Here is a 21,126-nt window from a genome sequence, read left to right as displayed (position 1 = left end):
CGGCAGGGGCTTTGGCGGGGGCGTCAGTCAAGTCAGTCGCCGAGCTGCTGTTGCTGCTGCTCGCGGCGCTGCTGGGCCTGGTAGAGCCGCCAGTACGCGCCCTGGCGCGCCAGCAGCTCGTCGTGGCCGCCGACTTCGACGATGTGGCCGCGGTCCATGACGACGAGGCGGTTGGCCTTGCGCAGGGTGGAGAGGCGGTGCGCCACGGCGATGGTGGTGCGGCCTTGCACGAGGTTGTCCAGCGCTTTCTGGATTTCCTTTTCGGTTTCGGTGTCCACGGCGGAGGTGGCCTCGTCCATGATGAGGATGGCCGGGTCGATCAGCAGCGCGCGGGCGATGCTGATGCGCTGGCGCTCGCCGCCCGAGAGGCTTTGGCCGCGCTCGCCCACCAGCGAGTCGTAGCCGTGGGGCAGGCGCAGGATGAAGTCGTGCGCGTGCGCGGCGCGCGCGGCAGCGATGATTTCCTCGCGCGTGGCATCGGGTTTGCCGTAGGCGATGTTCTCGGCCACGGTGCCGAAGAACAGAAAAGGCTCTTGCAGCACCAGGCCGATGTGGCGGCGATAGTCGGCCACGGCGATGTGGCGCAAGTCAATGCCGTCGCACAGGATGGCGCCTTCGCTGGCGTCGTAGAAGCGGCAGATGAGGTTGACCAGTGTGGATTTGCCCGAGCCGCTGTGGCCTACCAGGCCGATCATCTCGCCCGGCGCGATCTCCAGGTTGAGGTTGCGCAGCACGGTGCGGCTGCCGTAGCGAAAGCCCAGGTTTTTCAGGCGCAGATGGCCTTGCACGGCGGGCAGGGGCGTGGGCTGGGCCGGCTCGGGCACGGTGGAGACGTGGTCGAGGATGTCGAAGATGCGCTTGGCCCCGGCGGCGGCGCGCTGGGTGATGCTGACGATGCGGCTCATGGAATCGAGCCGCGTGTAAAAGCGCCCGATGTAGGCGATGAAGGCCGCCAGCACGCCCACGGTGATGGTGTTGCCCGCCACCAGCCAGATGCCAAAGGCCCAGACGACGAGGGTGCCCACCTCGGTCATCAGCGTGACGGTGGGCGAGAACAGCGACCAGACGCGGTTGACGCGGTCGTTGGCAATGAGGTTGACGCGGTTGGCCTCGGCAAAGCGCTCCTGCTCGCGCCCTTCCTGCGCAAAGGCCTTGACCACGCGCACGCCGGGGATGGCATCGGCCAGCACGTTGGTGATTTGCGACCAGACGCGGCTGGAGCGCTCAAAGCCCACCTTGAGCTTGGCGCGCACGCGCTGGATGAGGATGAAGATAAAGGGCAGCGGCACGAGGGCGGCCAGCGCCAGCGTGGGGTCGATGGACAGCAAGATGGCCGCCGTCATGACGATCATGATGACGTCGGTGGCGAAATCCAGCGCGTGCAGCGAGAGAAAGGTGTTGATGCGGTCGGTCTCGGAGCCGATGCGGGTGATGAGATCGCCCGTGCGGCGGCTGCTGAAGTAGTCCAGCGACAGGCGCATGAGGTGGTTGAAGGTGGTGGTGCGCAAATCGGCGCCGATGCGCTCGGAGACCAGCGAGAGCACGTAGGTGCGGCTCCAGCCCAGCGCCCAGGCGACGATGGCCGACAGCAGCAGCGCCCCCAGGTACCAGGCCACCAGAGCGGCGTCGATGGGCTGGCCCGACTGGTAGGGGATGAGGATGTCGTCCATCAGCGGGATGGTCAGGTACGGCGGCACCAGCGTGGCGGCCGTCGATGCCAGCGTCAGCACAAAGCCCAGCGCGATGAGCTTGCGGTAGGGCTTGGCAAAGCGCAGCAGGCGCAGCAGCACCCAACTGGAGACGGGCGCTTCTTCTTCCTTCTCGGCGCAGGCGGTGCAGGCGCTGCTGCCTTGCGGCAGGGCGGCGCCGCAGGCGGTGCAGGTGGACAGGTCCTGCGCGCGCTGGGCGCTTTGCGCGTCGCCATGCACCTGGGCCTTGAAGTGCTCGAGCAGGCGCTGCGCCTGGATGCTGCCTTGCTGGCTCAGGTGCCAGTGCGCCAGCCGCTGCTCGGGCGTGTGCAGGCCCAGCGTCAGCAGGCCGGCGCTCTCGTGCAATTGCAGCGTGTGGCGGGCGTCGAGCCGGCCGCTGGCCGGCCAGCGCTGGTATTGCGCCTGGCCTGCTTGCCAGCCGTACAGCGCCTGGTCGGTGAGCACCACGCGCCCGGGCGCGAAGCGCAGCTCCTGGCTCAGGTCAACGTCGAGCGCGCACAGCACGTTCTCGTGCGCAGCCAAGGGCAGCTGCGGTGCGGCAGGGGGCGGTGAAACAGCAGTCATGTCGGGCGGGAGTTGGAGGCCGCTATCTTGCCACCGGGCCTGGGCGCTTGGCGCAAGGGCTGGGCGGCCAGCGGCCACAAGCTGCCGACAACGCGCCTGCATCGCCCTTTGTTGACACGCCTCTGGCAGGCGCCGCCCACGGCGGCGCAGGCGCAACAGCTTTTGACGCTTGCCAGCCGGCGTGCGTGGCGGCCGTGCCACAATCGCCGCCATTCGTGCGGGGCATCCCCCAAGCCGTTTTGCACCATCACCACACCATCACCACATGCCAGTTTTCGAGGATATTGCGCTGCTGCGCGTGAACTACCTGCGCGGCCCCAGCATCTGGACCTACCGCGAGGTGCTGGAGGTCTGGCTGGATCTGGGCCGGCTGGAGGACTTTCCCTCCAACAAGATCGAGGGCTTTGCAGGGCGCCTGAAGGCCTGGCTGCCCGGCCTGATCGAGCACCACTGCGGCGTGGGCGAGCGCGGCGGCTTTCTGATGCGGCTCGATGAAGGCACCTGGTGCGGCCACATCCTGGAGCACATCATCATCGAGCTGCTGAACCTGGCGGGCATGCCCACGGCCTTTGGCCAGACGCGCAGCACCTCGCAGACGGGCGTGTACCGCATGGTGTTTCGCGCCCGTGACGAGCAGGTCGCGCGCACGGCGCTGCGCGAGGGCCACCGCCTCATCATGGCGGCCATCAACGACCGGCCCTTTGACGTGCCCGCGGCCGTGGCGGCAATCCGCGAGGTGATTGACGAGCGCTACCTGGGCCCGAGCACGACGGCCATCGTCGATGCCGCGTTCGAGCGCCGCATCCCGGCCTTTCGCCTCAACGACGGCAACCTGGTGCAACTGGGCTACGGCGCGGCGCAAAAACGCATCTGGACCACCGAGACGGCCAACACCAGCGCCATTGCCGAGGGCATTGCCAACGACAAGGACATGACCAAGACGCTGATCCAGATCTGCGGCGTGCCGGTGCCCGAGTGGCAGATTGCCGCCAGCGCGCAGCAGGCCTGGGAGGCCGCGCAGGACATCGGCCTGCCCGTGGTCGTCAAGCCCTCGGACGCCTCGCGCAATCGCGGCGTGTTCGTCAACCTGCAGACCCAGGAGGAGGTCGAGGCCGCCTGGCACGCGGCTGAGCCGCACGGCTACGAGGTCATGGTCGAGCGCATGGTGCCGGGCAACGAGCACCGCCTGCTGGTGGTGGGCGGGCGCGTGGTGGCCGCAGCGCGCAGCGAGTCGCTCAAAGTCACCGGCGATGGCGTCTTGACCGTGCAGCAGCTGGTGCAGGCGCAGCTCAACAGCGACCCGCGCCGCCGCAGCGCGGGCGCGGCTGTGGGCGAGGGCGATGAGGGCCCCGAGGCGGCCACCGCGCAATGGGTGGACGTGCAGCAGCCCGACGTGCTGCGCGAGCTCAAGGCCCAGGAGCTGACGCCGCACAGCGTGCCCGCGCGCGGCAAGCTGGTGCTGATCCAGCGCAGCAGCACCGTGGTGGTGGACTGCACCGACGAGGTGCACCCGGAAACCGCCGAGGCTGCGGCGCTGGCCGCGCGCGTGGTCGGCCTGGACATCGCCGGCGTGGACGTGATGGCCCAAGACATCGCCCGCCCGCTGGGCGAGCAGGGCGGGGCGGTGATCGAGGTCAACGCCGGCCCAGGGCTGCTGATGCACCTCAAGCCCGCCGTGGGCTCGCCCCAGCCGGTGGGCCAGGCCATCGTCGAATACCTGTTCCCGACGCCGCCGCTGCAGGACGGCGCCGATCTCTCCGGGCGCATCCCCATCATCGGCATCGCCGGGCGCCACGGCACCACCGGCATTGCGCGGCTGGTGGGCTGGCTGCTGCACCTCTCGGGCCGGCACGTGGGCGTGGCCTGCCGCCAGGGCATCTTCCTGGACAAGCGCCTCATCGACCGGCGCGCCAGCGACCACTGGGAGGCCGGCAACCGCCTGCTGATGAACCAGCAGATCGAGGTGGCCGTGATCGAGAACAGCCCGCGCAGCATCCTGGCCGAGGGCCTGAGCTACGACCGCTGCCACATCGGCGCCGTCACCGACATGGCCGGCCATGAGGAACTGGCCGATTACGACATCCAGGACAAGCAGCAAATGACCCGCGTGCTGCGCACCCAGGTGGACGTGGTGCTGGCCAGTGGCGTGGCCGTGCTCAATGCCGATGACGAGCAGGTCGCGGCGCTGGCGCCGCTGTGCGATGGCGCGCTGGTGTTCTACGCCAGCGATGCCGCGGCGCGCCAGCGCTGGCTGCAGCAACAACAGGAGCAGCAGGCGCAACAGGCGCACGATGCCCCGCAGGGCGACGAGCCAGCGCCCGAGGCGCCCCAGGCGCGCTGGGTGCTGCCAGGCGAGAGCGCCATCGAGCTGCACGGCGAAGCCGGCTGCGAGCGCATCGAAGACTGGCCGGCGCTGTGCCAGCACGCGGCCACGCTGGGCCTGCAGCAAACGCAGTTGCTGGCCGCAGTGGCCATGGCCTGGACCATGGGCATCGCGCCCGAGCTCATTGGCGCGGGCATCCGCACCTTCGATCCGCGCCTGCCCGGCCCACAGGCTGCGCGCACGCCGGCGCTTCACTGACAAGGCTTTTCCCGATCACCCCACACGCTGCACGCCATGGAAATTCTGCGAATCCGCGCCCTGCGCGGCCCCAACCTGTGGAGCCGCAAGACCGCCATGCTGGTCACGGTGCACTGCACGCCCGAAGAATGCGACCTCACGCGCCTGCCTGGCCTGGCTTCGCGCCTGCGGGCGCTGTTCCCGGCCATTGGCACGCTCACCACGGAAGACGGCAGCCCGACCTCGCTGGCGCATGTGCTGCAGTTTGCCGCGGCCGTGCTGCAGCAGGAGGCGGGCGTGGCCATCGGCTTTGCGCGCACCGTGCCCACGAGCGAGGCGGGCGTGTACCAGGTCGTGGTCGAGTACCGCGAGGAGGCCGTGGGGCGCCAGGCCATCGATGCGGCGCTGGCGCTGATCCAGGCCGCCTCGGGCCAGGCGCAGACCACTTTTGACGGCGCGGCCATCATCAACGGCTTGCGCGAGCTTGACGAACACGAGCGCCTGGGCCCCAGCACCGGCTCCATCGCCCAGGCCGCGCTGGCGCGCGGCATCCCCTTGCGGCGGCTCACGCGCGGCTCGCTGGTGCAATTTGGCTGGGGCTCGCGCCAGCGCCGCATCCAGGCCGCCGAGGTCGATGCCACCAGCACCGTGGCCGAGTCGATCGCGCAGGACAAGGAGCTGACCAAGAAGCTGCTGCTGGCCGCCGGCGTGCCCGTGCCGCTGGGCCGCCCGGTGGCCTCGCTGGACGAGGCCTGGCAGGTGGCGCAGGAGGTGGGCCTGCCAGTGGTGGCCAAGCCGCAGGATGGCAACCAGGGCAAGGGCGTGACAGTCAATATCCAGACCCGCGCCGAGCTTGAGGCCGCCTACCGCGCGGCGGAAAAATATGGCGTGGTGATGGTGGAGAAATATCTGCCCGGGCAGGACTACCGCCTGCTGGTGGTGGGCAGTCGCCTGGCTGCTGCTGCGCGGCGCGAGCCGCCGCAGGTCATCGGCGACGGCCAGCACAGCGTGCGCGAGCTGGTGGACATCGTCAATCTTGACCCGCGCCGCAGCGATGGCCATGCCACCTCGCTCACGCGCATCCGGCTCGACGACATCGCACTGGGGCAATTGCAGCTGCAAGGGCTGACGCCCGAATCCGTGCCCGAGCCAGGGCGCAAGGTCGTGCTGCGCCACAACGCCAACCTCAGCACGGGCGGCTCGGCCACCGACGTGACCGACTCCGTGCACCCGGCCGTGGCCGCCAGCGCCGTGGCCGCCGCGCAGATGGTGGGGCTGGACATTTGCGGCGTGGATGTGGTGTGCGAGAGCGTCGAGCGTCCGCTGGAGGAGCAGGCCGGCGGTGTGGTCGAGGTCAATGCCGCGCCCGGGCTGCGCATGCACCTGGCGCCCTCGTTCGGCCAGCCCCGGCCGATCGGCAAATACGTCGTGGACATGCTGTTCGAGAAGGGCAACGACGGCCGCATTCCGCTCATCAGCGTCACCGGCACCAACGGCAAGACCACCACGGCGCGCCTGATCGCGCACCTGCTCATGGCCCACGGCCTGACCACCGGCATGACCAACACCGATGGCATCTACATCAATGGCCGGCAGATCGAAAGCGGCGACTGCAGCGGCCCGCGCAGCGCGCGCAACGTGCTGTTCCATCCGCTGGTGGATGCGGCCGTGCTGGAGGTGGCGCGCGGCGGCATCCTGCGCGAAGGGCTGGGCTTCGACCAGAGCCAGGTGGCCGTGGTCACCAACATTGGCGAGGGCGACCACCTGGGGCTGAACTACATCGACACCGTGCAGGAGCTGGCCCAGGTCAAGGCCGTGACGGTGCGCAACGTCTCGCCCAAGGGCCATGCGGTGCTCAATGCCGAAGACCCGCTGGTAGCGGCCATGGCCAGCGCCACGCCAGGGCAGGTGATCTACTTTGCGATGGACAAGCACCACCCCATCCTGGCGGCGCACCGCTCGCAGGGGCGGCGCAGCGTGTTCGTCGAAGGCGATGCCATCGTGGCCACCGAGGGCGCCTGGCGCGACAGCATCCCGCTGGCCGAAATCCCGATCACGCAGCACGGCCGCATCGGCTTTCAGGTGCAAAATGTCATGGCTGCCGTGGCTGCGGCCTGGGCCGTGGGCCTGCCGGCGCAAACCATCCGCCGCGGCCTGGCCAGCTTCGTCAACGACAGCGACAACGCCCCGGGGCGCTTCAACACCTTGCAGATCAACGGCGCCACCGTCGTGGCCGACTACGGCCACAACCCCGACGCCATGCGCGCGCTGGTGCAGGTGGTGCAGGCCACGCCGGCGGGCAAGCGGGTGCTGGTCATCAGTGCCGCGGGCGACCGGCGCGACGAGGACATCCGGGCGCAGACCTCGATCCTGGCCACGGCCTTCGACGAGGCCATCCTCTATCAGGACGCTGCCCAGCGCGGCAGGGCGCATGGCGAGGTGCTGGCGCTGCTGCGCGAGGGTTTTGAGCGCATGCGCGATCAGCCCGGCTACCGCATCGGCCATCTGGAGGAAATCCATGGCGAGATGCAGGCCATCGACGCCGCTATCGCCCGCCTGCAGCCTGGGGACTTCTGCCTGGTGCTGATCGACCAGGTCGAGCAGGCGCTGGCCCACCTGCGGCGCCTGGCGGCTTTGTGAGGGCCTCAGAGCCTGCTGTGAACGCCTTTTTGCGTGGCATCGGCGTATTTCACGATGGCCCCGCCGGGGGGCTTGAAAAAGGGCGCGCGAATATAATATGGGGCTGTGAATCTGTGATCCAAAGGCCCGGCATTGCCGGGCCGGTGTGCAGATTCAAGCTTTTTTGCGCGCCCGACAGGCCCGAACCAGCAAGCGCGACAGCAGCACCTCCGGAGCAGGCAAGCGTGTCCAGGACAAACACCGCCTCAATGACCGCAAGGACTGTATGCCAAATGTTCGCCCCCCAGCTTGCCCTTGCCTGTTGGCCAATCGGCCGCCGCCTTGCCCGCGCCCCTGGCCCTTGCGACAGCCTGCGCTGCCTGCGGGTCGGCCCTGGCAGCAGCGGCCGCATCATGGCGCTGCAGCGCTCGAGACTGCGAAGCAGGCATGGCGCCGGGCCGCTTGGCGCGGCCTGCCCATTGCGTGTCTTGCCTATTGCGCGTCTTGCCCATTGATCGTCTCCACATTGATCGTGTCCAAATCGAATGAGAGTGCACCATGGCTACCAGTAAGAAATCCAGCAATAGCCCCAAGGCTGCAGAGCCCAGCACCCAGCGTGCCGGCAAGGCGGCAGCCAAGGGCGTGCAAAGCACGGCGCCAGCCGGCCAGAGCAAGCCTGTGCGCTCGCGCGCGAGCCAGACGCCCAAATCCTCCCCAACCCCCTCGTCCAGCAAGACAGTGACTACAGAGAAAAAGACCACCGCCGCCAGCAAGGCCAGTGCCGCTGCGAAGACGGCCGCCAAGACCGAGAAGAAAACCACCAAGGCCACCAAGAGCAAGGCCCAGGAGCCGTTGCAGGAAGTCGAGCTCGACACCGAGGCCGGCAAGAAGCCGCGCGCGGCCGCTAAGAAAACCAGCAAGGCCGCCGCTGCGGCCGACAAGCCCGCCAAGACGGCCGCCAAGGCCAGCAAGTCTTCCGCCAAGGGCGGCAAGGCCGCTGCCAAGAAGGGCAAGGGCAAGGACAAAGCCTCTGCCTTCGATGACGAGGACAGCTTCGATCTCGACGACGATCTGGAATTTGAGGACGAAACCGAAGAGGACAGCGCGGCCGAGACTGCCGAGACCAGTGGCGACGAGGCGGAGAAGGCCAAGCCGCTGCGCATGAAGATCAGCAAGGCCAAGGAGCGCGCCTTGATGAAGGAGTTCGGCCTGGACGAGGGCGAGATCTCCGAAGAGGAAGACCGCGAGCGCCGCGAGCGCCTCAAGACGCTGATCAAGATGGGCCGCACGCGCGGCTACCTCACGCACGGCGAGATCAACGACCACCTGCCCGACAAGCTGATCGAGACCGAGACCCTGGAGGTCGTGGTGGCGCTGCTGCGCGACATGGGCGTGGACGTGTACGAGCAAACCCCCGATGCCGAGACGCTGCTGCTGTCCAACAGCGGCCAGAACGTCACCACCGAGGAAGAGGCCGAGGAAGAGGCCGAGGCGGCGCTGTCCAACGTGGACAGCGAGTTCGGCCGCACCACCGACCCGGTGCGCATGTACATGCGCGAGATGGGCACGGTGGAGCTGCTCACCCGCGAGGGCGAGATCGAGATCGCCAAGCGCATCGAGGGCGGCATGCAGGACATGATGGAGGCCATCAGCACCTCGCCGGCCATCATCGCCGCCGTGCTCAACATGGGCGAGGAAATCCGCGAGGGCAAGGTGCTGATCACCACCATCGTGGACGGCTTTGCCGACCCCGACGAGGCCGACGACTTCGTGGCCGAGGAGGACTTCGACGAGTTCGACGAGGACGATGACGACGACGGCAAGGGCGGCTCCAAGGCCATGACCAAGCGCCTGGAGGAGCTCAAGAACAAGGCCATGGCGCATTTCGACCACCTGCGCGAGCTGTTCGAGGGCCTGCACAAGGCCTACGACCGCCACGGCTGGGGCTCCAAGCAGTACAACGAGCAACAGACCACACTCACGCGTGAGCTGATGACCATCCGCTTCACGGCCAAGACCATCGACACGCTGTGCGACATGGTGCGCGAGCAGGTCAAGTCCATCCGTGAGGCCGAGCGCAAGATCAAGGCCATCGTCGTGGACAAGTGCGGCATGCCGCAAGAGCGCTTCATCGCCGAGTTCCCGCCCAACCTGCTGAACCTGCAATGGGTCGAGCGCGAGGCCGCGGGCAAGCACCCCTGGAGCGACATCCTCGGGCGCAACGTGCCGGCGGTGCAGGAGCTGCAGCAAGGCCTGCTGGATCTGCAAAACCAGGTCGTCGTGCCGCTGGAGGAGCTCAAGAACATCAACAAGCGCATGCTCGCGGGCGAGAAGGCCTCGCGCGATGCCAAGAAGGAGATGACCGAGGCCAACCTGCGCCTGGTGATCTCGATCGCCAAGAAGTACACCAACCGCGGCCTGCAGTTCCTGGACTTGATCCAGGAAGGCAACATCGGCCTGATGAAGGCCGTGGACAAGTTCGAATTCCGCCGCGGCTTCAAGTTCTCGACCTATGCCACCTGGTGGATTCGCCAGGCCATCACGCGCTCGATCGCCGACCAGGCGCGCACCATCCGCATCCCGGTGCACATGATCGAGACCATCAACAAGATGAACCGCATCTCGCGCCAGCACCTGCAGGAATTTGGCTATGAGCCCGATGCCTCCATCCTGGCCGAGAAGATGGAAATCCCCGAGGACAAGATCCGCAAGATCATGAAGATCGCCAAGGAGCCGATCTCGATGGAAACGCCCATCGGCGACGACGACGACAGCCACCTGGGCGACTTCATCGAGGACACCAGCAACGTCGCCCCCATGGATGCGGCCATGCAGGCTGGCCTGCGCGATGTGGTCAAGGACATCCTCGACAGCCTCACCCCGCGCGAGGCCAAGGTGCTGCGCATGCGCTTTGGCATCGAGATGAGCACCGACCACACGCTGGAGGAAGTGGGCAAGCAGTTCGACGTCACGCGCGAGCGCATCCGCCAGATCGAGGCCAAGGCGCTGCGCAAACTCAAGCACCCCAGCCGCTCGGACAAGCTGCGCAGCTTCATCGACAACCTGTGAGCCGCGCCGCCATGGAGCGCACCCAACCCGCCCAGCCCTGGGCGGGTTTTTTTGTTTCTGGTCCCGTCATGTAACCAAAGTGACGCAAAAGGGCTGGAGAGGCGCAAACCCTGGGGCTGCCACCATTGAGCGCGGCGGCATTTGCCTTTAGAACCCGCTCAAAGTCTCTGCATGGCGGGTAAATCCCAGCGGATTGGGGCGGCTCTGCCCTCCGTTGCAAAGCTTGGCCACAGCTGCGGCCATGGCTGCGGCCATGGCTGCGTTTTGCGCTTTGCAGCCCATCCCAAATCACTTGCTGCCCACCCCGCGCCGAGACTTTGAACAGGCTCTTGGAGTCTGCACAGAGCGTTTTGCCCGGCGGGCGCCTGCTGCGCCCAATGCCATTTCTGCCATTCCCATTGCCATTCCCATTGAAGGAGCGCGTTGACCATGACCTTGCACCATGCCCACTGGCCCAAGAACATGCCACACCAGATTCCGCAGTCCGCCACTTCGGTCTGGCACAACCTGGCCGTGAGCGCGCAGCGCTTTCCAGACAAGCCTGCGCTGGTTTTCTTCGGCACCCAGACCAGCTATGCCCAGCTGGCCGAGCAGGTCGAGCGCCTGGCGGCCTTCCTGCACAGCCTGGGCGTGCAGCAGGGCGATCGCGTCATCGTGCTGATGCAGAACTGCCCGCAGCTGGTGGCTGCGCACTATGCGGTGCTGCGCGCCAATGCGGTGGTGGTGCCGGTCAACCCGATGAACCTGGCCCAGGAGCTGCAGCACTACATTGCCGACTCGGGCGCGCGCGTGGCGCTGGTCACCGGGGATCTGGCGCCGCAGCTGGCCCAGGCCAGTGATGCCCTGCAGGCGCAGCAGCGCCTGCAGCACCTGATCGTGACGCAGTTCACCGATGCCTTCGAGGCCAACGTGCAGGGCGATGATGCGCCGCCGCCGGCCTGGCGCGACTGGCTGTGCACGCACTACCCGGCGCCGTGCGCGCAAGGCGTGCAGGTGCACCGCTACCTGGACGCCCTGGCCTGCGAGGCCGCGCCGCCTGCGCACTGCGCCACGGCCGAGCACCTGGCCGTGCTGCCCTACACCAGCGGCACCACAGGCCTGCCCAAGGGCTGCATGCACCTGCACCGCAGCATCAACTACAACATCATGGCCGCGGCCTTGTGGGGGCGGCAAAGCATGGCCTCGGTGACCTTGTCGGTGGTGCCGATGTTCCACATCACGGGCATGGTGGTGGTCATGCACGGCGGCGTTTATCTGGGGGCCACGCAGATTCTGATGCCCCGCTGGGATCGGGAGCTGGCCGGGCGGCTGATCTCCAAATGGCGCGTCAACAGCTGGACCAACATCCCCACCATGGTGATCGACCTGATGGCCAGCCCCAACTTTGCCCAGTTCGACCTCAGCAGCCTGGAGCACATCGGCGGCGGCGGCGCGGCCATGCCGCAGGCCGTGGCCCAGCGGCTGTACGAGCAGTTCGGGCTGCGCTACATCGAAGGCTATGGCCTGACCGAGACAGCCGCACCCTCGCACAGCAACCCGATGGAAACCCCCAAGCTGCAGTGCCTGGGCATCCCCTTCATCGGCGTGCAAGCGCGTGTGGTGGACCCCGATACGCTGCAAACCCAGCCGCCGGGCGAGCAGGGCGAGATCCTGGTCAGCGGGCCGCAGGTGTTCGAAGGCTACTGGCAGCAGCCCGAGGCCACGCAGCAGGCCTTTGTCACCCTCGACGGGCAGCGCTTTTTCCGCACCGGCGACCTGGGCCATGTGGATGAGGAAGGCTATTTCTTCCTCACCGACCGCCTCAAGCGCATGATCAACGCCTCGGGCTTCAAGGTCTGGCCGGCGGAGGTCGAGTCGCTGATGTACCGCCACCCGGCCATTCAGGAAGCCTGCATCATCGCCGCGCGCGACGACTATCGGGGCGAGACCGTCAAGGCCGTGGTCGTGCTGCGCCCCGATCACGCGCAAACTTCGGCCGAGGACATCCTGGCCTGGTGCCGCGACAACATGGCGGTTTACAAAGTGCCGCGTCTGATCGAGTTCGTGCCGGCCCTGCCCAAGAGCGGCAGCGGCAAGGTGATGTGGCGCGTGCTGCAAGAGCAGGAGCTGAGCCAGGCGGGCCAGGCGAGCCAAGTGGCCTGATGCGCCGCGCCGGCGCGCCCGGGGGGTGTTGCAAGCCCCCGCGCGCTGCTGGCATAGTGGCGGCGCTCGCATCCCCCTTGCCCACTTTTTGAGGAGAGCTCGTCATGCCTGGCCTATCAATACAGCTTCTCTCAGGTCGGCAGCGACCAGGTGACTGCCGAGTTCATCGCGCAACTGCTCAATCTGCGCAGCGTGGGCATCGACCCCGACGCCTTGCGCATGACCCAGCAGGGCTTGGCCCTGAGCCATTGAACAGGCCCTGACTGGCAGTGCCGCGCTGCCTGCCGCACACGGCACACTGGCAAGCCAGTGCTGCGCAGCGGCGCCGCTTAGCCACTTACACCACATGCGCCTGCGCCCATTTCCCCGCCGCATTCCAGCCGCCAGCCGCCGCCTGACGCCGCGCAGACTGCTGCCCTGGCCCTTGCGCCTGCTGCTGCTGGCGGCCTTGCTGGTGCTGCTCTATGGCGGGCTGCGCTGGGGCCAGGAGCTGCTGGCGCGCTGGCGCGAGCAGGCCGTGGCGCAGCAGCAATTGCAGCGCCTGCGCCAGGACATGCTGGCGCTGCAGCGCCAGTTGCAAAACCAGGCCCAGGCCACACAGGCCGCCATGGGCCCGGCGGTGGCCGCGCAGCAGGGCGATGGCAAGGCGCGGCCGCCGACCGAGACTGAAACTGAAGACGACGCCGGCCAGCAGCCCCTGCCCGATGCGCTGCGCCTGGCGCATGCGGCCACCATCGCCCAGCTGCAGCAGCACATCGAGCAGCTGCAGGCCGAAAACCAGCGCCTGCGCGATGACCTGGGCTTTTACGAAAACCTGCTGCCCGCCGGTGAAGGCGGGGCCCTGAGCATCCGCAGCCTGGAGGCGCAACGCAGCGGCGATGGCCAGCAGCTGCACTGGCAGATCCTGCTGATGCAGCCGCGCCGCGACGCAGCGCCATTCAATGGCCAGCTGCACTGGCAGATCGACGCACAGCAAGGCGGCAAGCCCTGGGGGCTGCCGCCCGCGCAGCGCCAGCAGGCGCTGCAGTTTGGCCGCTACCAGCGCCTGGAAGGGCACTGGCAAGTGCCCGCAGACGTGAAAGTGCGCAGCATCACCGCCATCGTGCGCGAGGGCGGGCAGGAGCGCGCGCGGCAAACGGTGCGCTTGGCCCGGGGCCAGGCCGTGAAGTCGCCGGCGGCTGGGCCTTGAGTTGCGGGCCTGCACGGCAGGCTGAGCGCGCGCTGCCGGTGCATGGCCGGGGGCTCGCTGGCGCCCGGGGTTCCGTAGTACCCTTGCGGCTTTTGGGGCCATGCCGTGATGGCCCGCCCTGCAGCGCCTTCTCTTTTGCCTGAAAGCCAACGATGTTTTCCAAAAGCAAGCAACCCCCTATCCGCAGCCTGATCGCCCAAGGCTGCCACGTGCACGGCGACATCACCTTTGCCGATGGCATCCGCATCGATGGCACGGTCGAGGGCACACTCTCGGGCGATGAGGCCAAGTCCAAGAAAGGCACGCTGGTGTTCGTCTCCGAGCACGGGCGGGTCAGCGGCGGCATCCAGGCCGACACCATCATCGTCAATGGCGTGGTCGAAGGCCCGCTGCATGCCGCGCTGATGCTGGACTTGCAGCCCAAGGCGCGCGTCAATGGCGATGTCAGCTACCGGCAGCTTGAGATGCACCAGGGCGCCTTGATCTCCGGGCGCATGCAGCCCATTGTGCCGCCTGCGGCTGCCGAGGAGCGCGGCCCGGCCGCACAGGCTGCGCCGCCTGGCGTGCCCGAGCCTGCCGCGGCCCGCGGCCCTCAACCGCAGTCACAATCGCAGCCGCAGCCGCAGCCGCAGCCGCAGCCGCAGCCGCAGCCGCAGCGCGCCCCTGCCGTGCCGCCCCTGGCGGCGCAAGACAATCCATTGCAGGCGCTGGATGCGCTCGACGCCGCGCGCCGCAATGCCGCCGCCACAAAGACCAGCCCGGCAGCGCAGCCATCCAAATTGGCCTAGCATCGCCGCCTGCGCCGCCAACCATTTTGCATTTGCCATCGACCGGAGAAATACGATGAATACCGCCGTTGAAAACACCACCAGCCCTGAGGCCACGTCCATGCCCGCCCCGATCCACTTCACGGACGCCGCCGCCGCCAAGGTGGCCGACCTGATTGCCGAAGAGGGCAACCCGGATCTGAAGCTGCGGGTTTTCGTCCAGGGCGGCGGCTGCTCGGGCTTTCAGTACGGCTTCACCTTCGACGAGATCACCAATGAGGACGACACGACCATGACCAAGAATGGCGTCTCGCTGCTGATCGACGCCATGAGCTACCAATACCTGTTGGGCGCGGAGATCGACTACAAGGAAGACCTGCAAGGGGCGCAGTTCGTCATCAAGAACCCCAATGCCACCACCACCTGTGGCTGTGGCTCAAGCTTCTCGGTGTGAGCATTTGAAGTGCAGGGCGCTTGCGCGCGCCCCAGCCCCCGCGTGAAGACAAACCCCAGCAGATACTGAGCGCTGCCGACAAGCCGACAAAGGCAAGGCCCCAAGACAAAGCCCCGTCAGACCGTAGTCTGCGGGGCTTTTTGCATGGGCGGGCGCGTGGGGCGCTGGGCGTCAGCTGCGCTTGAGCAAGACCTTCAGCGCAGCCTGCAGCCGCTTGCTGCTGTGTGCGTCGGCGGCGCCGGCCAGGACGTTGCGCACATCCTCGGCCCAGGTTTGCTCGGGGCCGGCGGCATGGCGCTGGGTGAGCAGCTGCAACTGCAGCGCGCGGCGCTCGCTCAGGTGTTCGGCCGGCGTGGGCACGTCGGCGGCCACTTCCAGGCGCAGCAGGGCCTGGGCCTGGGCTTCGGAGCTGGCGCTGACGGCCTGGCCGATTTGCTGCTTCCACTCGTTGTATTGGCTGGCCGGCAGGTGCTTGCCCAGCTGGGCGTGCGCCGGCACGGCCTGGGCGTCGCGCTGGCTCCAGGCCTGCAGCAGTTGTGTCAGGGTTTCGCCATGGGCTTGCGCGGCCAGCTTGCGCAGCGCGGCCTGGGCGTTGTCCATGGCCTGACGCTGGGCGCGGAAGGCGGCATCGCCCAGGCGCGGCGCGGCCGCCGGCCGTTCGCGGCGCTCATGGCGCTCATGGCGCTCATGGCGCTCGCTACGGTCGTTGCGCTCATGGCGTTCGCGGCGGGCATCGGGGCGTGCGCCGGGCCTTGCGCTGCGCGCAGCGGAGTGTGCGCCACTGGCGGGCTGGGCGCCTGGGCGGTCGTCGCCGCGCACGGCGATGACGGGCCTGGCCGGTGCCGCAGCGGGGGCAGCGGATGCGGCAGGGGTAGTGGGTTCGGCAGCAGCATCGTCGCTGGCCGCTGCTGGCGCGCCGTCCTCGGCCGGCGCGGCAGGTTCTGCCCCGTCGGCGGCAGCCGCCTCGGGCGCGGCGGCTGGGGCCGGCTGGGCTTGGGCGCTGGTGGCTGTGGGCGCATTGGCGGCGGCCTCATGGCCGGGCGCGGCGGCCGCTGGCGCGCTGCCTTCTGTGGCTTCGGGGGTGGCTGTCGTCGGGGTGGCGTCTGCCGGGGCGCTGCGCACGGCGCCCTGCAGGGCCTGCATGGCATCGCGGATGCTTTGGGCGTCGCCGCTGGCCACGGCCTGCTCCAGGGTCTGGGCGGCTTGCAGCACGGCCTGGTCGTGGGCCGATGCGGCCGCCTGGGCCTGGTGGCGCTGCGCGCTCTTGCGGCTGAAGGCGGCATCGAGCGGCTGGCGGAAGGCGTCCCAGAGCTTGAGCTCGAGCCTGCGCTCCAGCGGCACGCTCTGGGCTTCGGTCTGCCAGCGCTGTTGCAGCTCCTTGATGGCGCGGATGTCCAGCGGCTGGCGTTCGGCCAGGGTCTGGGCCTGTTCGATCAGGCTGCGGCGCAGCTCGGCGCTGCGCTTGCGGGCCTGCTCCAGCGGGGCGCTGGCGGCGTCGTAGGCCTCTTTCCACTGGGTTTGCAGCTGGGTGAAGATCTTGTCGCTGACGTGGCCGGCGTTGCGCCAGCGCTCGGCAAATTGCCGCAGTTGGCGGTTCAGGGCCTTGAGGTCGGCGCTGGCCTGCTCGGGGCCGCCGGCGAAGGCGCGCAGCTCGTCGATGATGGCCTGGCGCTGGGCCTTGTGGGCCTGGCTTTCGGCCTTGACCTTGCTGAGCCATTCGTCCACGACGGCGCGGGCCTTGCCCATGGCTTCGTCAAAGCGCTTCCACAGGTGGCCGTTGGGCGGGCTGGAGCGGTCGACCTGGCGCCATTGCTCGTGCAGCTCGCGCACCTGGGCCTGCAGGGCCTTGCCGCTGGCCTGGGGCTTGCCCTGGGCATCCATGAGTTGCTCGGCGCGGGCAATCAACTCCTCGCGCACCTGGTTGGCGCCCCAGCGCTGCCAGCCTTGCAAATCGCCGGCGTCGATCAGGGCGCGGTTGATGCGCCGCTCCAGCTCGGCGTCCACGCTGCCGTGCAGCTCCTTGAGGCTCTCGCGCAATGCGGCAGCGGCCTGGCTGCTTTGCTTGGCCTGACCTTGCCGCACGGTTTGCTCCAGGGCCTTGAGGGCGGCGCTGATTTTGGCCTGTTGCTCGGGCGAGAGCGGCGCGGCGGCCTGGCCGGCGCTGGCCGCGGCCTGGCCGCCGTGCAGGGTGCGCAGTTCATCGGCCCAGACCTGCACCTGCGGCAGCGGCGCCTGGGGGTCTTCGGCGGCTTGGCGGGCCTGCGCCAGCGCGGCGCCAAAGGCTTCGAAGACCTGCTGCAGCTGCACGCGCGAGCTGTCGATGGCGTTGCTGTGGCGCGGCTCGACACTGCCCCACAGCTCGGCCTGGCTGAGCTCTTGCGCGGTGGCGTGCCACTTCTGCACGTCCTGGGCCAGCGTGGCCTCGGCCTCGCTGGCGTGCTGCCAGGGCTTGGTCGAGAGCACGTCGATGCGCTGGGCCAGCAGCACGGCGGCCTCTTTCTGCACCATGGCCTTGTGCTGCAGGTCTTCCAGGGCCTTGACGCGCTCGGCAATGCGGCTGCGCAGCTCGGCCAGGGGCTCCTTGGACAGCGGCGCGCCGGCCTTGGCGGCATCGCGCAGCCAGGCCATGCCGTCGGCAATGCGGAAGGTGCCGGCGCCGAGGATTTTTTCGGCTTTGGCGGCCCAGTCCTGGCTGGCTTCTTCCTGGTGTTGGGATTGGCGGATGTCGTTCATACGTTGGCGAATGGGTTTGGCAGCGCCCTGGTCGCGGGCGCTGAGGGCTTTATAGACTTGTTGCAGCAGCGCAGCGTCTGGCTGGCTTTGCAGCCACTGGGCCACGCGCTCTTGGCGCTGGGCGGAATTCTCCGCGGAAAAAATGCCGCCCGTCACGGTGTCGAGCGGGTGGGGCTCTGCAACCGGGGCGCTGGCAGGGGCCTTGGCCTGGGCGGGCGGCGCTGCAGGCGTCGGAGCGTTTTTGTTGCGCGAGAAGAAAGGAAACAGGGCCATGGCCTTTTCATCCAGTCAAGCAAACAAGGGCCATCGCAGGGGGGCGTTGCCGCTGAAAGCGGCGCAGCCCGCACGGCGAGGGCCGGCGGTGTGTGGGCCGCGCGGGGCTCAGCCTGCGCGCCCGGCCACGGCCCAGGCGGCGGGCAGGGCACTCATGCCGCTGGGCCTTCGCCTGGCTGGCCAGCGCCTTCTTCGCTGGCCGCTGGCGCGGCCTGGTCGGCGGGCTCGGGCATGGCCGGCAGGCCCAGCACCTGGCGCAGCGCGCGCGAGCGCGTGGCCACTTCCTGCTTGGCCTGGGCGCCGGCAAAGCGGCTGTACTTGCCCAGGATGGGCACCAGTTGCCCATAGACGCGCGGCGCGGCGGCCATGCATTCGCGCTGCTCAAGGAAGTTGGCCTCGCCGGTGAAATTGCCCACCAGGCCCCCGGCCTCGGTCACCAGCAGGCTGCCGGCGGCCACGTCCCAGATGTTCAGGCCGGTTTCGAAAAAGCCGTCGCTGAAGCCTGCGGCCACATAGGCCAGATCCAGCGCCGCAGCGCCGGGGCGGCGCAGGCCGGCGGTTTTTTGCGTCAGCTCGGTGAAGATCTGCAGGTACTGGGCCCAGTCGTCGCCCTTGCGGAACGGAAAGCCGGTGCAGATCAGGCAGTCGTGCAGCTGCGTGCGCTTGCTCACGCGGATGCGGCGGTCGTTGAGGAAGGCGCCGCGCCCCAGCGTGGCGGTGAACAGGTCGTTGCGGCTGGGGTCATAGACCACGGCCTGCTCGATGCGGCCCTTGACGGACAGCGCAATGCTGACGCAATAGACCGGAAAGCCGTGGATGAAATTGGTCGTGCCGTCCAGCGGGTCGATGATCCAGACGTGCTCGGCGTCGGGGTTGCCGTGCCGTTGGCCGCTTTCCTCGGCCAGGATGCCGTGCCTGGGGTAGGCGCCCAGCAGGGTTTGCACGATGGCCTCTTCGGCGGCGGTATCGACCTCGGTGACGAAGTCATTGATCTGCTTCTGGGAAACGCGCACGGCCTCCACATCCAGCGCGGCGCGGTTGATGACGCTGCCGGCCGCGCGCGCTGCCTTGATGGCAACGTTGAGCATGGGATGGAGGCTGGTGGAACTGGTGCTCATGGGGGCGATGGTGGGGCAAATCAGCATGCGTGCAGCCCAGCGGCCAGGGCCTGGGGCCCTGGCCGCGTGCTGCGGCAATGTTGGCAGGTGGTGTGGGGGCCAGGCCGTGGGCCGGGGCGGCGAGCGCGGCAGCGCAACAAAATGCAGGCACACTCAAGATCCCTCGAGCGCGCCTGCCAAGGCGGGATTTTACCCGCGCCCCGGGCGCTCCAACCTTCATCACTTGATCCCGCCCCCAGCCATGTTGCACACCCGCTTTGTTCTCATCCAGACCAGCCACGCAGGCAATGTGGGGGCGGTGGCGCGGGCCATGCGCACCATGGGCTTCGATGACTTGGTGCTGGTCGAGCCCCGCTGGCCCGATGTGCTGCAGCGCCAGGAGGCCATCGAGCGCGCCAGTGGCGCCACCGACGTGCTGGCCAAGGCGCGCACCGTGGCCACGCTGGATGAGGCCTTGCAGGGCATGCACCACGTGTGCGCCACGGCCATGGTGGCCCGGGATTTCGGCCCGCCCACCCGCAGCCCGCGCCAGCACATGGCCTGGCTGCGAGAGCAGCTGGGCCAGGGCCTGCAGGGCCAGGCGCCGTATGGCGTGGCCTTTGTCTTTGGCAGTGAGCGCTACGGCATGCGCAACCAGGATGTGTACCGCTGCCATGTGGCCTTGCAAATCCCCACGGCGGCGGATTTTGGCTCGCTGAACCTGGCAGCGGCCGTGCAGGTCATTGCCTATGAGTGGCGGCTGCTGCTCGACAGCCTGGAGCGTGGCCAGGAGGCGCAAGCGACATGTGAAGGCAGCGGCGCTGACCAGGCCGCGCCGGCAGGCGCGCGCCGCGCCGATGCCCAGGCCGTGCAGGCCATGCTGGCGCATTGGCAGCAGGGCCTGCAGGCCATTGGCTATCTGGACCCGGCGGCGCCCAAAAAGCTGATGCCAAGGCTGCAGCAGCTGTTCAACCGGGCCGATTTGCGCGAGCAGGAAATCCACATCCTGCGCGGCATCGCCAAGGCCATGCTGGAAGCGAGCTGCCAGCCCCGGCGGCGTGAGTGAGCAGCTTACGGCGCGCGCACCTGCTGCTGCAGCCAGGCGGCAAAGGGCGCGGTGGTGTGGCTGGGGGTGAGTGTGTACAGCGCCGGCAGCTCGTAGGGGTGCTGGGCTTGCAGCCAGTCGCACAGGGCGGCGTGGCCTGACGGCGTGGTCTTGAACCACAGCCGCCACTCGGGCTGTTGTTCGACCTGGCCCTGCCATTGGTAGACGCTGTCGATGGCGTCGATGTGCACGCAGGCTGCCAGGCCCTGGGTCACGGCCTGCTGGGCCAGACGACGGGCGTCGGCCTGTTGGGCCACTGTGGTGACGACGATCAGTAGTTCCATTGCTGGGAGCGTGTCCGAAGAGGGCGCCAGCTTCAAGGCGTGGCACTGGCAAGGTCAGATGCGACAAACCCGCGCCTGGCGAAAACCCTCGGCAAGAGGGGCCAGCAGCGCGGGCTGCGGTGAAAGCTGCAATGGGGCACCAGGGCTGCCAAGCAGCGCCATCGTGCGCATCGCGGGGCGCCCAAGGCCTTGTGGCAGGCCCTGTGGCAGCGATTATTTCTCGACGTTCTTGCCGATCAGGCCGGCCAGCTCGAACATGGTGATCTGGTCCTTGCCGAACAGCGGGCGCAGCTTGGCGTCGGCATTGATGTTGCGCTTGTTCTTGGCGTCTTGCAGGTTGTTGGCCTTGATGTAGTCCCACAGCTTCTTGACGATTTCAGTGCGCGGCAGCGGGGTGTTGCCAATCACGGCGGCGAGTTGGGCATTGGGCTGGAGCGGCTTCATGAAAGCGGCATTGGGGGTGCGTTTCTTGGCTGTGGCCATGGGGAAAGTCCTCTGAATCAGGTTGATGGTGAAAGTGAACCGGCAGGCCGCCGCAACAGGCCCTGGCCTGCCGCCTCG

13 protein-coding genes are annotated in these 21,126 nt (G+C 68.3%); 8 read left to right on the top strand and 5 right to left on the bottom strand.

The features are described from left to right. Nucleotides 1-32: 32 nt before the first annotated feature. The gene (locus CK625_RS04230; RefSeq protein ID WP_095538942.1) at nucleotides 33-2,273 is read right to left on the bottom strand and encodes an ABC transporter ATP-binding protein; all 2,241 of its coding nucleotides are present in this window, start codon (nucleotides 2,271-2,273) and stop codon (nucleotides 33-35) included. Between the two features lie 265 nt (nucleotides 2,274-2,538). Here CK625_RS04230 and cphA (CK625_RS04225) point away from each other — a divergent pair, with 265 nt between their 5' ends. From cphA (CK625_RS04225) to erpA, 7 genes are all read left to right on the top strand, one after another. Next, nucleotides 2,539-4,854 carry a cyanophycin synthetase gene (cphA, locus tag CK625_RS04225; protein WP_095538941.1) on the top strand — a complete coding sequence of 772 codons (2,316 nt, stop codon included), beginning with the start codon at nucleotides 2,539-2,541 and terminating at the stop codon, nucleotides 4,852-4,854. A gap of 36 nt (nucleotides 4,855-4,890) precedes the next feature. Next, nucleotides 4,891-7,473, top strand: coding sequence for a cyanophycin synthetase (gene cphA, locus CK625_RS04220; protein WP_095538940.1), 2,583 nt, complete (start codon nucleotides 4,891-4,893; stop codon nucleotides 7,471-7,473). A gap of 537 nt (nucleotides 7,474-8,010) precedes the next feature. Next, nucleotides 8,011-10,521 carry an RNA polymerase sigma factor RpoD gene (gene rpoD / locus CK625_RS04215; RefSeq protein WP_095538939.1) on the top strand — a complete coding sequence of 837 codons (2,511 nt, stop codon included), beginning with the start codon at nucleotides 8,011-8,013 and terminating at the stop codon, nucleotides 10,519-10,521. A 429-nt stretch (nucleotides 10,522-10,950) separates the two neighbouring features. Continuing rightward, nucleotides 10,951-12,663, top strand: coding sequence for a long-chain fatty acid--CoA ligase (locus CK625_RS04210; RefSeq protein ID WP_095538938.1), 1,713 nt, complete (start codon nucleotides 10,951-10,953; stop codon nucleotides 12,661-12,663). A gap of 346 nt (nucleotides 12,664-13,009) precedes the next feature. Continuing rightward, nucleotides 13,010-13,852 carry a DUF6776 family protein gene (locus tag CK625_RS04205; protein ID WP_095538937.1) on the top strand — a complete coding sequence of 281 codons (843 nt, stop codon included), beginning with the start codon at nucleotides 13,010-13,012 and terminating at the stop codon, nucleotides 13,850-13,852. Nucleotides 13,853-14,004: 152 nt separating this feature from the next. Next, the gene (locus tag CK625_RS14245; RefSeq protein WP_095538936.1) at nucleotides 14,005-14,640 is read left to right on the top strand and encodes a bactofilin family protein; all 636 of its coding nucleotides are present in this window, start codon (nucleotides 14,005-14,007) and stop codon (nucleotides 14,638-14,640) included. 55 nt (nucleotides 14,641-14,695) lie between these two features. Beyond that, on the top strand, nucleotides 14,696-15,073 hold the full coding sequence (gene erpA / locus CK625_RS04195) for an iron-sulfur cluster insertion protein ErpA (protein WP_172424698.1): 378 nt from the start codon (nucleotides 14,696-14,698) through the stop codon (nucleotides 15,071-15,073). Nucleotides 15,074-15,244: 171 nt separating this feature from the next. On the opposite strand, the gene CK625_RS04190 is transcribed toward erpA, so the two are convergent. Together CK625_RS04190 and CK625_RS04185 are read right to left on the bottom strand one after the other, a co-directional pair. Further along, nucleotides 15,245-18,079 carry a DUF349 domain-containing protein gene (locus tag CK625_RS04190; protein ID WP_095538935.1) on the bottom strand — a complete coding sequence of 945 codons (2,835 nt, stop codon included), beginning with the start codon at nucleotides 18,077-18,079 and terminating at the stop codon, nucleotides 15,245-15,247. 152 nt (nucleotides 18,080-18,231) lie between these two features. Next, on the bottom strand, nucleotides 18,232-19,197 hold the full coding sequence (locus CK625_RS04185) for an inositol monophosphatase family protein (protein WP_095539099.1): 966 nt from the start codon (nucleotides 19,195-19,197) through the stop codon (nucleotides 18,232-18,234). Nucleotides 19,198-19,441: 244 nt separating this feature from the next. On the opposite strand from CK625_RS04185, the gene CK625_RS04180 reads away from it, so the two are divergent. Further along, the gene (locus CK625_RS04180) at nucleotides 19,442-20,242 is read left to right on the top strand and encodes an RNA methyltransferase (RefSeq protein ID WP_095539098.1); all 801 of its coding nucleotides are present in this window, start codon (nucleotides 19,442-19,444) and stop codon (nucleotides 20,240-20,242) included. 5 nt (nucleotides 20,243-20,247) lie between these two features. Here the strand turns inward: CK625_RS04180 and cutA are convergent, their stop codons facing one another. Both cutA and CK625_RS04170 read right to left on the bottom strand, forming a co-directional pair. Further along, on the bottom strand, nucleotides 20,248-20,565 hold the full coding sequence (gene cutA / locus CK625_RS04175; RefSeq protein WP_095538934.1) for a divalent-cation tolerance protein CutA: 318 nt from the start codon (nucleotides 20,563-20,565) through the stop codon (nucleotides 20,248-20,250). 213 nt (nucleotides 20,566-20,778) lie between these two features. After that, on the bottom strand, nucleotides 20,779-21,048 hold the full coding sequence (locus CK625_RS04170; protein WP_095538933.1) for an SWIB/MDM2 domain-containing protein: 270 nt from the start codon (nucleotides 21,046-21,048) through the stop codon (nucleotides 20,779-20,781). Nucleotides 21,049-21,126: the final 78 nt, after the last annotated feature.

It is taken from the genome of Vandammella animalimorsus, from assembly GCF_002285265.1.
Lineage (GTDB): Bacteria > Pseudomonadota > Gammaproteobacteria > Burkholderiales > Burkholderiaceae_C > Lampropedia.
This window is presented reverse-complemented; position numbering and strand designations above follow the sequence as displayed.

Bases quoted from the DNA above. Each gene is read 5' to 3' on its own strand.
- CK625_RS14245 (WP_095538936.1), top strand. From the start codon at position 14,005: ATGTTTTCCAAAAGCAAGCAACCCCCTATCCGCAGCCTGATCGCCCAA.
- cphA (WP_095538941.1), top strand. From the start codon at position 2,539: ATGCCAGTTTTCGAGGATATTGCGCTGCTGCGCGTGAACTACCTGCGC.
- cphA (WP_095538940.1), top strand. From the start codon at position 4,891: ATGGAAATTCTGCGAATCCGCGCCCTGCGCGGCCCCAACCTGTGGAGC.
- CK625_RS04170 (WP_095538933.1), bottom strand. From the start codon at position 21,048: ATGGCCACAGCCAAGAAACGCACCCCCAATGCCGCTTTCATGAAGCCG.
- CK625_RS04210 (WP_095538938.1), top strand. From the start codon at position 10,951: ATGACCTTGCACCATGCCCACTGGCCCAAGAACATGCCACACCAGATT.
- CK625_RS04185 (WP_095539099.1), bottom strand. From the start codon at position 19,197: ATGAGCACCAGTTCCACCAGCCTCCATCCCATGCTCAACGTTGCCATC.
- cutA (WP_095538934.1), bottom strand. From the start codon at position 20,565: ATGGAACTACTGATCGTCGTCACCACAGTGGCCCAACAGGCCGACGCC.
- CK625_RS04230 (WP_095538942.1), bottom strand. From the start codon at position 2,273: ATGACTGCTGTTTCACCGCCCCCTGCCGCACCGCAGCTGCCCTTGGCT.
- rpoD (WP_095538939.1), top strand. From the start codon at position 8,011: ATGGCTACCAGTAAGAAATCCAGCAATAGCCCCAAGGCTGCAGAGCCC.
- CK625_RS04190 (WP_095538935.1), bottom strand. From the start codon at position 18,079: ATGGCCCTGTTTCCTTTCTTCTCGCGCAACAAAAACGCTCCGACGCCT.
- CK625_RS04205 (WP_095538937.1), top strand. From the start codon at position 13,010: ATGCGCCTGCGCCCATTTCCCCGCCGCATTCCAGCCGCCAGCCGCCGC.
- erpA (WP_172424698.1), top strand. From the start codon at position 14,696: ATGAATACCGCCGTTGAAAACACCACCAGCCCTGAGGCCACGTCCATG.